Source organism: Bradyrhizobium sp. JHI2711 (genome assembly GCF_056156565.1).
Map to the genome: position 1 here is coordinate 762,402 of NZ_JBPZPT010000003.1, position 14,079 is coordinate 776,480.

Consider the following 14,079-nt stretch of genomic DNA (forward strand, 5'->3'; position numbering starts at 1 on the left):
GCCCCTCACCCCAGCCCTCTCAGGGCGAGCGAAGCTCGTCCCGGCCCCGTAAGAACCGGGGCGAGGGAGCACACCGGCGCAAGACCTCGATTGTCCTCCGAGCAATTGCGCGATGGCCGCGCGATCCCGCGCGTATTAGAACCTTTGCATCTCCCGCACCGGTTCAACCATGCCCCACACCTCCGCCTTGCTCGGCTTCGCCCTCGTCAGCCTCGGGCTCGTGCTCACGCCGGGACCGAACATGATCTACCTGATCTCGCGCTCGATCACGCAAGGCGGCGCGGCCGGCATCGTCTCGCTCGGCGGCGTGGCGCTCGGCTTCGTGTTCTACATGCTGTGCGCGGCGTTCGGTATCACGGCGCTGTTGCTCGCCATTCCTTTCGCCTATGACGCGCTGCGCTTTGCCGGTGCCGGCTATTTGCTGTGGCTCGCCTGGCAGGCGGTAAAGCCGGGCGGACGCTCGCCGTTCCAGGTGAGGAAGCTCGCGGTCGACAGCCCGCGCAAATTGTTCGTGATGGGCTTCATCACCAACCTGCTCAACCCGAAGATCGCGATGCTGTATCTGGCGCTGCTGCCGCAGTTCATCGATCCCGCGGCGGGCAGCGTGCTGACGCAGTCTGTGGTGCTGGGCGCGATCCAGATCGCAATCAGCGTCAGCGTCAACGCGATGATCGCGCTGGCCGCCGGCTCGATCGCGCTGTTCCTGGCGAACCGGCCGAGCTGGATGCTGGTGCAACGCTGGCTGATGGGCACCGTGCTGGCGGGACTCGCGGTGCGGATGGCGGTGGAAGCGAAGAGGGTGTGAGGATGGTCTTCACCTCTCCCCGCCTGCGGGGAGAGGTCGAATTCGATCGCAGATCGAATTCGGGTGAGGGGGTACAGGTCTCTCGACCATCTCGCATGGGGAGAGAGGCCCCTCACCCCAACCCTCTCCCCGTAAGAACGGGGAGAGGGAGAAGAGAGCTTAATCCAGCTTCGCCTCCATCCCCCGCTTCACGGCCGGGCGCGCCATCAGGGCCTCGTACCAGCGCTTGACGTTGGGGAAGTCGGCCAGATCAACCTTGTGGCGAGGATGGCGCCAGGCCCAGCCCAGGATGGCAAAATCGGCAACCGAGAGCTCGCCGGCGACGAAGTCGCGCCCCTCCAGGCGGCGGTCGAGCACGCCGTAGAGCCGGCGGGTCTCGGCCATGAAGCGCTTCAGGCCGTAGGCCCGGTCCTGCTCGTTCTCGAGTGCGATGAAATGGTGTACCTGGCCGGGCATCGGGCCGAAGCCGCCCATCTGCCACATCAGCCATTCGTAGACCGGAATGCGCTGGATAAGCGATTTCGGCAGGAATTTGCCGGTCTTTTCGCCGAGATAGAGCAGGATCGCGCCGGATTCGAAGATGCTGACGGGCTTGCCCTCAGGCCCCTCGGGGTCGACGATCGCGGGGATCTTGTTGTTGGGCGAGAGGTTGAGGAACTCGGGCGCCATCTGCTCGCCCTTGGTGATGTTCACCGGGATCACCTTATAGGGCAGCCCCATCTCCTCCAGCGCGACCGAGATCTTGCGGCCGTTCGGCGTGTTCCAGGTATAGAGCTCGATGGTCATTCCGTGTCCTTCCCCAAGAGGCTTGCCCGAAGGCTTGCCCCCTCACCTACTCCAGAAGGTTGCGCCCTCACAACCGGCGGACCGGGATGGCCGATCCCTGTTGACGGGAGACGCCCCCTCTGGAATGTCGCGTCGGTCGCGGATAAATTCCGCCGCCACCAAAAACGCTGTTTGAGGGACCGCCGTGTCGAAATCCGCCTCCCGCGCCCGCCTGTTCGAGATCATCCGCCGGCGCTCATTCGGCCGCGGCGAGGTGACGCTCGCGTCGGGCCGCAAGAGCGATTTCTACTTCAACCTCAAGCCGACCATGCTCGACCCCGAGGGCGCAACGCTGCTCGCCGAGCTGACTTACGAGGCGCTCAAGGACGACCAGCTCGATTTCATCGGCGGTCTCGAGATGGGCGCGGTGCCGCTCGCCGGCGCGCTGGCGCAGATCTCCTGGATCAAGGGTCATCCGATCGCGGCCTTCTTCGTGCGCAAGAAGCCGAAGGAGCACGGCGCGAAGCTCGCGATCGAGGGCCTGCCCAAGGGCGAGACGCTGGCGGGCAAGCGCGTCGTGATCGTCGAGGACGTCACCACCACGGGCGGCTCGGCGATGAAGGCGGTGGAATCGGTGCGCGAGGCCGGGGCCAATGTCGTGCTGGTGCTGACCATGGTCGATCGCGAGGAAGGCGCCACCGACACGTTCGGTGCGGCTGGCCTGCCGTTCCGCTCGCTGTACAAGGCGTCGGAATTCTTGAAGGGGTGAAGTGGCGGAAATTTCTCCGCCGTCATGCCTCAATGTGTCCCGGTAGCAACCACCCGTCCAAAGCTGCGCCCGGCCTTAAAGAGGCCACCGCCTCGTCTTGAAACCGCCTACGCTCAACTGCTCATTTACCATCCCGCTTTATGGTGAATCGTGTGCTGAGATCGCTCGGTCCCAGCCGATTCAGTAGCGTCGGGTGGAGTAAGCATTGCGTACAGTCATGTCCCATGCGCGCCGGCGGCGTCGCGCTTCGCTTGTGGCCGCCATGCTGGCAGCGCCGCTGCTGGCGGCGCCGACCTCGGTTGCGGCCGAAGGCCTGTTCGATTTCCTCTTCGGCGGAATGCAGCAGCGGCCGCAGCGCGAGGTGCCGCCGGCGAACTCCCACGTCGATCCCTTCAGCAGCCAGCAGAATGGCGCCACGCCGCAATATGTGCCGCCGACCCGCTCGGCCGCGGCCGGTGGCTCGGGACCGGCCTTCTGCGTACGCAGTTGCGACGGGAAATACTTTCCGCTGATGCGCGGTCTCGTCTCACCCGCGCAGATGTGTCAGGCGTTCTGTCCTGCCAGCGCGACCAAGGTCTATTTCGGCTCGTCGATCGACGGTGCCTATTCACAGACCGGCGAGCGCTACGCCGACAGCGAGAACGCGTTCGCCTACCGCAAGGCGCTGCGCGCCGACTGCACCTGCAACGGCCGTGAACCCGTCGGTCTTGCCCCGGTCGACCTTGCGCTGGATTCCTCCCTGAAGGCCGGCGACGTGATCGCCACCAGCGACGGCCTCGTCGCCTATACCGGCGTCCGCGTCGGCAACGACCAGGCTGCGGATTTCACCCCGGTTGCCTCCTATCCCGGCCTCACCGCGCAGGTTCGAGCGCGGCTCGGCGAGATGAAGGTGGCGCCGGTGCGCGCCGAGACGGTGTCGGCAGATGCGCCAGCGTCAAACGAGATCGTGCGCGAGCCGCTGCCGGACGTGACAGTGCCGAAGACCGCCGCGAAGCCGGCGAAGCGGGCGGGGTTGGAGTAAGCCTCACCTGTAACCACACCGTCATTGCGAGCGTAGCGAAGCAATGACGGAATTTGCGGCACTACCTCCCGATGATCACGCCGATCACATTCGGCGCCGCCAGATATTTCTCCTCGATCGCGGCGCGCGCGGAGGCGCGGTTCTCCGGCGTCAGGAGGCCGCGCTTCTCGGCCAGGATCATCCAGCAGAAGCCCCACCAATCGGTCAGCATGCCCTGATCGCCGACGAGGTCATAGCCCTGCTCCGCCGCGAAGATGCGCGCATGCGCTTCGTCCAGCGTGTCGAGAAACAGATGATCCTCGGACGAGAACAGATCGTCGCTGACATCGTCGATGGTGTAGCCCCAGATCGACTGGCACACCGCGTTGAACTCGCGGTCGAACTGGTCGTCATCGACCCTCTGGCGCCGCGCGGCCTGATGCAGCCGTGACAGCGAGCGCGCGAAATCGGCGATCCGGGTGAGGGCAAACTGGTCGAAGGCAATGGTGGACATGTAGTCCTCGCAAAGTCGGACAGACGCTAGATATTGTATCGGCGAGGCGCCGAATCACAATGATATATCAAAGACTTGCTAAAGTGTTCTTAATTTGTTCTGGGCGCGCGTGGAATCGAAAGGGGCCGCCCGAGGCGACCCCTTTGCCGGTTGCAATCTTGTTCGGGATGAAATCCAGCCCCGGCAAGCGCGGACGTTAATACCGACAGCGGGCTTTGCGCGATTCCGGAAAAATACCGGTCGTAGTGCTGTCCTAATGCAGCCGGCGCCTCAATGGCAGCGCGAGGCCGCAATGGCGTGGACGCGGCGGTCGCCGAGGAGATGGGCGACAAAGCCATTCGCCGGAAAGATCTTTGCGAAGGCTGGATCGCGGATGCTGAGGCCCCCCGCGTAAGCACCGAATGCCGGCATCACCGCCCGCATCCCGTCGCTGGCGAAGCAGCGGCGCTCCATCGAGCGGCCACGCGCCGAGACGCGCGCCTTCGGATGCAGATGGCCGGCGATCTCGCCGTGGGCGCCGGTCGGCTCGTGGCGGAAGGTGATCGGGCCGATCGCGACTTCGTCCGCGATGGTGCCGCCGAGATCGCGCGGCAGCATGGGATCATGATTGCCCGAGATCCAGATCCAGTCGCGGCCGGTCTGGAGTGCGGCCACCGCGTCGCGGTCCTCGGCCGACAGACGCTCATGCGCGCTGCGGTCGTGAAAACTGTCGCCGAGCGCGATGACCACTCGCGGATCATGGCGGGAGATGACAGCAGCGAGCCGGCCGAGAGTCGCGATGGTATCGTAAGGCGGCAGCAGCACGCCGCGCGTGGCGAAGCTCGACCCTTTCTCCAGATGCAGGTCGGAGACGACGAGCAGGCGCTGCTCGTCCCAGAACAGCGCGCCGGAGAGATCGGCCGCGAAGGTCACATCGCTGATCGTGACTCTGGAAACGCGCATGTCCTCGACATCTCCCGAAATCAGCGCGCCTGCCGTCACGTCTTACCCGCTTCGATCCATCGCCTCTTTGACGAGCTCGTCGGCGGCTTCCGCCAAAAGCTCGTCTGCAGCTTCGCCATAAACTGACTCGCGGCCGATTTCCAGCATCACGGGCACGGCGAGCGGGGAGACGCGGTCGAGTTCCCGGTGCGTGATGCGGCCGTGGATGCGCATCAGCATGTCGCCGAGCCGGCGCAAATCGAGCAGGCCGGTGGCGGCATCGGCGCGCGCAGCGCGGAGCAGGACGTGATCGGCCTGGTGCTTGCGCAACACGTCGTAGACGAGATCGGTCGAGAACAGCACCTGACGGCGGCTCTTCTCCTCCCCGGTGTGGCGGCGCGCGATCAGGCCGGAGATGATGGCGCAGTTGCGGAAGGTTCGCTTCATCAGCGCGGATTCGGCGAGCCAGGCTTCGAGATCATCGCCGAGCATGTCAGGATCGAACAGCGCGTTGAGGTCGATCCGCCCATCGCGGATCATGAACGAGAGATCACCGAGCCCCCAGATCGCCACGGCATATTCATTGGCGACGAAGCCGAGCGGACGCGCGCGAGCGCGCTCCAGCCGGCGCGTCAGCAGCATGCCCAAGGTCTGATGCGCGAGACGGCCCTCGAAGGGGTAGCAAACGAGATAATGCTTGTTGGCCCGCGGAAAGCTCTCGACCAGCAGCTCGCGGACCGCCGGCACTCTGCTGACATCCTTCTGCAGCGACAGCCAGTCGCGCACCTGCTCCGGCAAGCCGCCCCAGGCGCGGCCATCATCGAGCAGGCGGCGCACGCGCTCGGCGAGATAGGTCGAAAGCGGAAACTTGCCGCCCATGTAGGACGGCACCTTCGGGTCCTTGTCATGCGCGCGCGAGACATAGACCTGGTCCTCGACCAGGGTCTCGTAGCGCACCACTTCGCCCGAGAACACGAATGTGTCGCCGGGGGAGAGGCCCTCGATGAAGGCTTCCTCGATCTCGCCGAGCAGTCGGCCGCCGCGTGCGATCACGCCCGTGGATCCTGCACCGCTGCCGCGCGAACGCACCAGCCGCACCTTCAGCATGTCGTCCTCGACGATGGTGCCGACATTCATGCGGTAGCTCTGCCGCACCTTGGGATTGGCGACGCGCCAGCGTCCCTCCTTGTCCTGCTTGATGCGAGCAAAGCGCTCATAGGTCTTCAGCGCATAGCCGCCGGAGGCGTCGAAATCGACGACGTCGTCGAAATCCTGCCGCGACAGGCTTGCGTAGGGCGCGGCGGTGCGAACCTCGCCATAGAGCTCGTCGCTGAAGAACGGCTCGCCACAGGCACAGCCCAGAACATGCTGAGCCAGCACGTCGAGCGCGCCAGTGCGCAAGGGCGGCGTATCCTGCGCATTCTCGGCGATGGCGTCGATGGCGACGCGGCACTCCAGCACTTCAAAACGGTTGGCGGGCACCAGCACCGCGCGGGAAGCCTCGTCGAGGCGGTGATTGGCGCGGCCGATGCGCTGCATCAGACGCGAGGAGCCTTTTGGCGCGCCGATATTGACGACGAGATCGACGTCACCCCAGTCGACGCCGAGGTCGAGCGAGGAGGTGCAGACCACGCCGCGCAGCCGGCCCGCCGACATGGCGTCTTCGACCTTGCGGCGCTGGGCGACGTCGAGCGAGCCGTGATGCAGCGCGATGGCAAGGCCATCGTCGTTCATGCTCCAGAGATTCTGGAACAGCATCTCGGCCTGGCTGCGGGTGTTGACGAAGACCAGCGTGGTCTTGTTGGCCTTGATCAGCTCGTAGATTTCAGGGAGCGCGTGACGCGCGCTGTGACCGGCCCAGGGCAGCCGCTCGCGCGTATCGAGCATCTCGACCACGGGCGGCGCGGCGCCGCCGGCGACGACGATGTCGGCTGCCCGCTCCTTGCCGTCGGGCTGCGGCACCAGGAAGCGCGCGAGCTGCTCTGGCTCGGCTACGGTCGCGGACAAGCCGATCGCGCGCATCTGCGGCGCGAGGCGCCACAATCGCGCCAGCCCGAGGGAGAGCAGATCGCCCCGCTTGGACGTGACCAGCGCGTGCAGCTCGTCGAGCACGATGCGCTTGAGAGAGGAAAACAGGAACGGTGCGTCGTCGGAGGAGAGCAGCAGCGCGAGCTGCTCGGGCGTCGTCAGCAACACGTCGGGCGGATAGCGCCGCTGCCGCTGACGGCGCGACACCGGCGTATCGCCGGTGCGGGTCTCCACCTTGATGGGCAAGTCCATCTCGGCGATCGGACGCTCGAGATTGCGCGCGATGTCGACGGCGAGCGCCTTGAGCGGCGAGATGTAGAGGGTGTGCAGGCCGCCGCTGCGCTGCACGCTGCGGCCGGTGGAGACGAGGTTCTTCTTCGCGCCCGCGTTGCGCGTCAGCGGCTGCGCCGACAGCTCGACCAGCGTCGGCAGAAATCCGGCCAGCGTCTTGCCGGCGCCGGTCGGCGCAATCAGCAGCGCCGACCGGTCCTCGCGCGCCTTCTCCAGCAGCGCCAATTGATGCGCGCGCGGCGACCAGCCGCGGGCTGCGAACCAGGCCTGGAAGCGATCCGGCAGCAGCGCGGCCGGCTCGGTCGATGTTTGGAGGATACGGGGCGGCACGGCATGACAGGTAAGCCGTAGGGATGGCTTCGTCGAGGGGGGGCTATGGCCTGCGACAGGGCGATCGCACACGCGCTGTCCATTTGAGGCACGATAGACTCGACATCGTCATGGCCGGGCTTGTCCCGGCCATCCACGTCTCACCCGCGGCACGAAGAACGTGGATGCCCGGGACAAGCCCGGGCATGACGACCGCTTGTGAGGTCCAAATTTTCGGTCCTCTCCTCGCCTGCGCGACGAGGGCCAGCGCTCTCACGCCCCGGCCGGGACCTGATCGAGAAATCCGGTCACGCTTCTGATCCGGCCGTCCTTCAGCACGGCGAAATCGGTGCCCTTGATCGGGCTGTCGGCGCCGTCAGGGCCAAGTCCCCACGAGAAGCGGATGTGATCGCCGTAGCCGTTGGGCTCGCCGATCAGCTTGAATGTGAAATCGGGAAAGCGCTGCTGCACACCTGCGATCAGCGCCTCGATGCCGTCCTGGCCGTCGCCCCTCATCACGGGGTCGACGTAGCTCGCATCCGTCGTCCAGCTTTCGCTCAGCAGCTCGCGGCGACGGCCGGCACTGCGCTCGTTCCAGAGCTCGATGTAGCGGCGGGCGATGGTGACGGGGTCGGTCATGGTTCTCTCCTTCGATGGCGCCGTGTTGTCCGGCTGACCGTGACTATCGAAGGTTCACGCGCGTTGATCGATTACCTCGGAGGTCATCAACGCGCGTGAGGTGTTCGCAAAATTTACTTCGCCGCCGTCACCATGATCTCGACGGTGTATTGCGGGGCCGCCAGCTTGGCTTCGACGGTGGCGCGCGCAGGCGTATTGCCGGGCGAGACCCAGGCGTCCCACACAGCGTTCATCTCTGCGAAGGTCTTCATGTCGGTGATGTAGATCGTGGCCGAGAGCAGCTTCGACTTGTCGGTGCCGGCCTTGGCGAGGTGACCGTCGATGGTCGCCAGGATGTCCTGGGTCTGCTTCGTCACGCTTTCGCCGGCCGCCTTGTTGGCGACGACACCGGCGAGATAGACGGTGTTGCCGTGCACGACGACCTGGCTCATGCGCGGGCCGGTTTCAAAACGCTGAATGCTCATCTGGGATCTCCTGACTGGAATGGCGGCCCTGTCTAGCCCAGCGGTTTGCACTGTGCCACCCCCTGGCACGCGTGCGTTGCCCGGCACGCATGCGTTGCCAGGTACGCATGCGTGGGCCAGCAACGCCGCTCACGGAAACCGGCTGAAGAACGTCCAGATCGTTTCGGCGCCGTCGATGTCGCCGTTTTGCGCTCCGAGCAGGTTTCTGGCGACCTTCGGGAAGCGGGCATCCGGAGCGAAACCTGGCATGCGGTGGCCACCATGGTTGATGCGATAGAGCACGACGTCGTGCCCAGCCGGACAGCGCGAGCTGATACGCGTGACCGTGGACTGGTCCGCGGGCGCCGCGTCGGGCATGTCGGTGATCCCGGCGTCGTCGGTCTCGCAGCCATTGAGCCTGCGCCAGAACGCCAGCGTCTCGTCCGTCGACCAGAATCCCTCTGCGGCAAAATAGCTCGATCCGCGCCCGCCCTCATAAGGGACCAGCGGATCTTCGGTCCCGTTCATGAGCAGCATCGGCAGCGGCCGCGACGGATGACAGGTGACGGCGGCTTCATCGTTGAGGTTCATGATCACACTCGCAGCCGCCGCAAACAGATCGGCCCGCGCACAGGCCATGGTCATCGCCATGGCACCGCCATTGGAGACGCCGGCGACGTAGACGCGCTTCGGATCGGCCGTGCCGTCGGCCACCAGCTTCTCGACCAGCCTTGCGATGAAGGCAACGTCGTCGGTGCCGACCGGTGGTCCGCGCAGGGCAGGCCCCGCCTTGGTGCGCGCGTCCGCCCATGCGTTGTTGAGCCCGTCCGGAAACACCACGGCGAGGCCCTCGCGCTTGGCGACCTGCGGCCAGGCCGTCCGTGTGACCATGTCGGCGCCGCGCTGGGTCTTGCCATGCAGCACGATTACGAGCGGTGCGGGCCGCTTGGCTGGCAGTTGCGCGGTGTAGGAGCGCTTCACCCCGTTGACATCGACCGTATCGGCGGACGCAGCCGAAGCTGCCGTCAAAGCAGCGATCAGCGTGGCGATGCGCATCCGCCGCCGCATGGTCTAGCCCACTGCCTTGGCGGCGGCACGGCCCGCATTGCGGCCCGAGAACAGGCAGCCGCCCAGAAAGGTGCCTTCCAGCGAGCGATAGCCATGCACGCCGCCGCCACCGAAGCCGGCGGCCTCGCCGACGGCGTAGAGGCCCGGGATGATGCGGCCCTCCTCCCCGAACACGCGGGAGTCGAGATCAGTCTCGAAGCCGCCTAGCGTCTTGCGGGTGAGAATGTTGAGCTTCACCGCGATCAGCGGCCCATGCGCGGGATCGAGGATGCGGTGCGGGGAAGCGGTGCGGATCAACTTGTCGCCGATATAGCGGCGCGCATTGTGGATGTTCATGACCTGCGCATCCTTGACGTAGGGATTGGCGATCTCGCGGTCACGCGCCTCGATCTGCATCCTGATGTGCTCGAGCTTGAGGAGATCGCTGCCGGCGAGCTTGTTCATGGCCGCAACGAGCTCATCGAGCTTGTCGCGGACAATGAAGTCGACACCATGGCTCTTGAACGCCTCCACCGGCGCCGGCGCGCCCTTGTTGGTGGCGCGGCGAAGCGTCATGCGCCAGCTCTTGCCGGTCAGGTCCGGGTTCTGCTCCGAGCCCGACAGCGCAAACTCTTTCTTGATGATGCTCTGGGTCAGGATGAACCAGGAATAGTCGTAGCCGGTCGACATGATGTATTTGAGCTGGCCGAGCGTGTCCGAGCCCGGGAATAGCGGCGCCGGCAGCCGCGTGCCTGTGGCGTCGAACCACATCGAGGAAGGACCCGGCAGGATGCGGATGCCGTGGCGCGGCCAGATCGGGTTCCAGTTCTGGATGCCCTCGACGTAGTGCCACATGCGGTCGCGATTGATCAGCCGTGCGCCGGTCTTTTCCGTGATGCCTATCATGCGCCCGTCGACATGCTCGGGCACGCCGGAGATCATGAACTTCGGGGGCTCACCGAGCCGCTCCGGCCAGTTCTGCCGCACCAGCTCGTGGTTGCCGCCGATGCCGCCGGAGGCGACGATCACGGCCTGCGCCTTCAACGCGAAGTCACCGACCACGTTGCGCGAGGAGCTCTTGCCGCGCTCTGCATCATCGGGCGCAAGAACGACGCCGCTGACGCCATCCACCGTGCCATTGGTGACCGAGAGCGCATCGACGCGATGGCGGAATCGGAAGATCAATCGGCCGGTCTTCATCGCCTCGCGCGCGCGGCGCTCGAACGGCTCGACGATGCCCGGGCCGGTGCCCCAGGTGACGTGGAAGCGCGGCACCGAATTGCCGTGGCCCATCGCATCATATCCGCCGCGCTCGGCCCAGCCGACCACGGGAAAGAAGCGATGGCCCATCGCGCGCAGCCAGCCGCGCTTCTCGCCGGCCGCGAAGGCCACATAGGCTTCGGCCCATTGGCGCGGCCAGAAATCCTCGTCGCGGTCGAAGCCGGCGGTGCCGAGCCAGTCCTGCATGGCAAGCTCGTAGGAATCCTTGATGCCGAGCCGGCGCTGCTCCGGCGAATCGACCAGGAACAATCCGCCGAACGACCAGAACGCCTGGCCGCCGAGCGACTGCTCGCCTTCCTGGTCGATTACCATCACGCGCTTGCCCGCATCAGCGATCTCGGTGGCGGCGACGAGGCCCGACAGTCCCGCGCCGACGACGATGACATCCGTTTCTTGAACCATGCGCTTCCCCCTCCAAGTTCTTCTCCTCCTCAAGGGTTCCCCCCTGTAGTTGCCCGGATTGAAGCCAGCGGTTGCAACTGAGATCAAGGGTATGGCGCGCAAGACCTCGTTAACTTGTTCCACTTTGGGATGGAGACCGGCCGGGTGCAGCGCGGACGCAACACTGGATTTAATTTGTTTTGAGCCAGCAGGCCTGCCTAGACAAAGCCTCGGTTACGACCGACGCTAGCCGTGCATCATCACCTGACACACAGATTCGAATTCGACTGGGGCGGGGGAAAATGAATTTTCTGACGGGGTTGCTTGCGGCGGTTCTCTTGATCGCAGGCATGGGGGCTTCTCACGCGGTGGTTCGGATCGCGGATGACCGCGGCGGCCGGATCGGAACCTACGTCGACAAGTACCAGGACCTCAGGCAATCGGGCGAGACGGTCATCATCGATGGCCTCTGCGCCTCGGCCTGTACCATCGTTCTCGGTGCTATCCCGCACGACCGGATCTGCGTGACCTCGCATGCGACGCTGGGCTTCCATGCCGCCTGGGATTTCGGCGCGAACGGCCGCGCCATCACCAATCCCGAAGCGACCCAGATGCTCTATGCGATGTATCCCTCGCAGATCAGGCGCTGGATCGGCCAGCGGGGCGGCCTCACCCCGCGGATGCTCTTCCTGAGGGGCAAGCAGCTCCAGGCCATGTACAAGCCGTGCTACCTGGACGCGCAGGCCTCGACGACCAGGCCGTCGCGCCGGTCGCTCCCGCAAGCGGAGCCGCTCGAATCCGCCCGGGGCCAGCTCCTCCACTGACATCCACGGGCTGGCGGCGTCCTCTGGCGCCGCCGCGGCGTCTTGCCTGCTGGCGGCGCCTTGCCTGCGGGCGGCGCCTTGCCCGCAGCCGGCGCAAAGCCTATCTGAAAGCCAGGGAACCGGGGCCTTCGTCCCGATCGTTGTCATGGCTCAACCGCTGCACCCGGCACATCGGCTATCGGACAATTCGCCCACTGCCGGGCGGATGCCATCCGTGCTGCTGTGGGCGGGCGCTGCAATCGGCGGTCTCGCCGTGATCGGCGCGCTGGCGCTCTGGTTCCACTATGGCAGCCAGGTGTTCTTCGAAATGATCAGGACCGGCTTTGCCGCCTGCTTCTGACCTGCGACAGGAAGTTTTCCGCCCATGAGCTCCGCCACCCGTCCGCTGGTGATCGCGACCGCCTTCGCTACAAGCCTCGTCGTCGGGCTCCTGATCATGTTCTGGGCCATGGGCGGGGTCGGCAAGGTGGCACAGCCGGCCGCGATCGGCGGCCCGTTCCAGCTGACCGACCAGAACGGCAAGGCCGTCACCGACAAGAGCCTGAAGGGCAAGCCGACCCTGATCTTCTTCGGCTACACCCATTGCCCCGACGTCTGCCCGACCTCGCTATTCGAGATCTCGGAAGTGCTGCGCGCGCTGGGTAAGGACGCCGACAAGGTCAATGCCATCTTCATCTCGGTCGATCCCGAGCGCGACACGCAGGCCGCGATGAAGGATTACCTGTCGAGCTTCGATCCGCACCTCCAGGGCCTGTCCGGCGACCCCGCCGAGACCGCCAAGGTGATCTCCTCCTACCGGGTCTATGCCAAGAAGGTCCCGACCAAGGACGGCGACTACACGATGGACCACACCGCGCTGATCTACCTGATGGACCGCGAGGGCAGGTTCGTCTCGCCGTTCAATTTGAAGCGGACGCCGGAAGAGGCAGCCGTTGATTTGAAGCGCTATCTCTGAGCTTCACGCTGGCCACAATCGGCGCTCGCGTTCCCGGCGGGATGGTCTATAAGGCCCTCCGATCCCGACGAAATTCATTCCTTCGGCCGATGGCTCCATCGCAACAGGCGAAATCGCTCAAATCTGTCCGTGGCTTGCTGGCAGGGCTGGCTGCTGGCCTTTGCCTGCTCGGCGGCCTCACCGAGGCGAACGCGCAAGCTCCCGCCAAGCGGCCTCCGGCTGCGCCACAGACCACCCCTCAGGCGGCGCCCCAGGCCGCCCCGCAGGCGGTGCCCGGGTTCTGGGACCCGCGCCGGCGCCCCGAACGGCCGGACCTGTCCCGCCTGACCGTGATCCGCTTCCTGACCGAGACCGACTATCCGCCGTTCAACTACACCGGTGCGGACGGCAATCCGGCCGGCTTCAACGTCGATTTCGCCCGCGCCCTGTGCGAGGAGATCAAGGTCACCTGCACGGTGCAGATGCGGCGTTTCGAGACGCTGGTCGATGCGCTCACCTCCAACCGGGGCGATGCCATCATCGCCTCCATGGCGGTGAGCCCGCAGCTGCGCGCCCGCGTCGACTTCACCGATCCCTATTACCGCGTGCCGGCGCGCTTCGTCTCGCGCAAGGATGCGGTAATGCCGGAGATCCGCCCCGAATATCTCGAGGGCAAGAAGGTCGGCGCCATCGCCGGCTCGGCGCACGAGGCGTATCTCAAGGCGATGTTCACCGACGCCGAGCTGCACGCCTACCCCAATGACGATGCGATGCGCGCAGCTCTGCGCAGGGGCGAGGTCGACTTCATCTTCGGTGACGCCATCTCGCTGGCGTTCTGGATCAACGGCACGGATTCGGCCGATTGCTGCGCCTTCTCCGGCGGTCCGTTCGTCGAGAGCCGTTTCTTCGGCGAGGGCATCGGCATCGCCGTGCGCAAGGGCAACGACGTGCTGCGCCAGGCCCTGAACTGGTCGATGTTCCGGATCTGGGAAAAAGGCCGCTACACCGATCTCTGGCTACGGTATTTCTCGGTCAGTCCGTTCTGACCTTTCGCCTCTCCGCCTGCAGCGGGAGTGCGGACGATCGCAGAGATCATCACGCGCGCGTCATACCCATTCACCACGCCTG

Annotated in this window: 15 protein-coding genes; 7 read left to right on the plus strand and 8 right to left on the minus strand. The window is 65.7% G+C overall.

The genetic code is table 11. The features are described 5' to 3' along the window. The first annotated feature begins 169 nt into the window (after nt 1–169). Complete coding sequence (locus tag ACTEK7_RS25900) at nt 170–805, plus strand: LysE family translocator (RefSeq protein ID WP_225147239.1); 636 nt, start codon at nt 170–172, stop codon at nt 803–805. A 159-nt stretch (nt 806–964) separates the two neighbouring features. Here ACTEK7_RS25900 and ACTEK7_RS25905 read toward each other — a convergent pair whose 3' ends face one another. Further along, nucleotides 965–1,591, minus strand: a complete 627-nt coding sequence (locus ACTEK7_RS25905; protein WP_036026473.1) for a glutathione S-transferase family protein — start codon at nt 1,589–1,591, stop codon at nt 965–967. A gap of 184 nt (nt 1,592–1,775) precedes the next feature. Between ACTEK7_RS25905 and pyrE the strand changes: the two genes are divergently transcribed. Together pyrE and ACTEK7_RS25915 are read left to right on the plus strand one after the other, a co-directional pair. After that, nucleotides 1,776–2,339 carry an orotate phosphoribosyltransferase gene (pyrE, locus tag ACTEK7_RS25910; RefSeq protein WP_036014130.1) on the plus strand — a complete coding sequence of 188 codons (564 nt, stop codon included), beginning with the start codon at nt 1,776–1,778 and terminating at the stop codon, nt 2,337–2,339. A 217-nt stretch (nt 2,340–2,556) separates the two neighbouring features. Then, nucleotides 2,557–3,360 carry a DUF2865 domain-containing protein gene (locus ACTEK7_RS25915; protein ID WP_036014132.1) on the plus strand — a complete coding sequence of 268 codons (804 nt, stop codon included), beginning with the start codon at nt 2,557–2,559 and terminating at the stop codon, nt 3,358–3,360. Between the two features lie 61 nt (nt 3,361–3,421). Here the strand turns inward: ACTEK7_RS25915 and ACTEK7_RS25920 are convergent, their stop codons facing one another. The 7 genes from ACTEK7_RS25920 to ACTEK7_RS25950 all read right to left on the minus strand — a co-directional run bounded on the left by ACTEK7_RS25920 (nt 3,422) and on the right by ACTEK7_RS25950 (nt 11,214). Beyond that, entirely contained in the window at nt 3,422–3,853 is a 432-nt protein-coding gene (locus ACTEK7_RS25920) for a hypothetical protein (RefSeq protein WP_036026470.1), read from the minus strand. 270 nt (nt 3,854–4,123) lie between these two features. Continuing rightward, nucleotides 4,124–4,795: a ligase-associated DNA damage response endonuclease PdeM gene (gene pdeM, locus ACTEK7_RS25925; protein ID WP_057027512.1), complete on the minus strand. Its 672-nt coding sequence runs from the start codon at nt 4,793–4,795 to the stop codon at nt 4,124–4,126. Between the two features lie 42 nt (nt 4,796–4,837). Continuing rightward, nucleotides 4,838–7,423: a ligase-associated DNA damage response DEXH box helicase gene (locus ACTEK7_RS25930; protein WP_225147238.1), complete on the minus strand. Its 2,586-nt coding sequence runs from the start codon at nt 7,421–7,423 to the stop codon at nt 4,838–4,840. Nucleotides 7,424–7,675: 252 nt separating this feature from the next. Then, the gene (locus ACTEK7_RS25935; RefSeq protein ID WP_225147237.1) at nt 7,676–8,041 is read right to left on the minus strand and encodes a nuclear transport factor 2 family protein; all 366 of its coding nucleotides are present in this window, start codon (nt 8,039–8,041) and stop codon (nt 7,676–7,678) included. 113 nt (nt 8,042–8,154) lie between these two features. After that, nucleotides 8,155–8,505: a RidA family protein gene (locus ACTEK7_RS25940; protein ID WP_025032572.1), complete on the minus strand. Its 351-nt coding sequence runs from the start codon at nt 8,503–8,505 to the stop codon at nt 8,155–8,157. A gap of 129 nt (nt 8,506–8,634) precedes the next feature. Then, on the minus strand, nt 8,635–9,552 hold the full coding sequence (locus tag ACTEK7_RS25945) for a CE1 family esterase (RefSeq protein WP_225147236.1): 918 nt from the start codon (nt 9,550–9,552) through the stop codon (nt 8,635–8,637). 3 nt (nt 9,553–9,555) lie between these two features. Then, on the minus strand, nt 9,556–11,214 hold the full coding sequence (locus ACTEK7_RS25950) for an FAD-binding dehydrogenase (RefSeq protein ID WP_225147235.1): 1,659 nt from the start codon (nt 11,212–11,214) through the stop codon (nt 9,556–9,558). 281 nt (nt 11,215–11,495) lie between these two features. Between ACTEK7_RS25950 and ACTEK7_RS25955 the strand changes: the two genes are divergently transcribed. The 4 genes from ACTEK7_RS25955 (at nt 11,496) to ACTEK7_RS25970 (ending at nt 13,997) form a co-directional block, all read left to right on the plus strand. Beyond that, a complete protein-coding gene (locus ACTEK7_RS25955) occupies nt 11,496–12,017 on the plus strand; it encodes a Clp protease/crotonase-like domain-containing protein (protein ID WP_036014153.1) in 522 nt (173 codons plus the stop codon). Nucleotides 12,018–12,162: 145 nt separating this feature from the next. Continuing rightward, the gene (locus ACTEK7_RS25960) at nt 12,163–12,357 is read left to right on the plus strand and encodes a hypothetical protein (RefSeq protein ID WP_036014155.1); all 195 of its coding nucleotides are present in this window, start codon (nt 12,163–12,165) and stop codon (nt 12,355–12,357) included. 24 nt (nt 12,358–12,381) lie between these two features. Then, complete coding sequence (locus tag ACTEK7_RS25965) at nt 12,382–12,972, plus strand: SCO family protein (RefSeq protein WP_225134023.1); 591 nt, start codon at nt 12,382–12,384, stop codon at nt 12,970–12,972. Nucleotides 12,973–13,061: 89 nt separating this feature from the next. Continuing rightward, entirely contained in the window at nt 13,062–13,997 is a 936-nt protein-coding gene (locus ACTEK7_RS25970) for a transporter substrate-binding domain-containing protein (protein ID WP_225147234.1), read from the plus strand. Nucleotides 13,998–14,079: the final 82 nt, after the last annotated feature.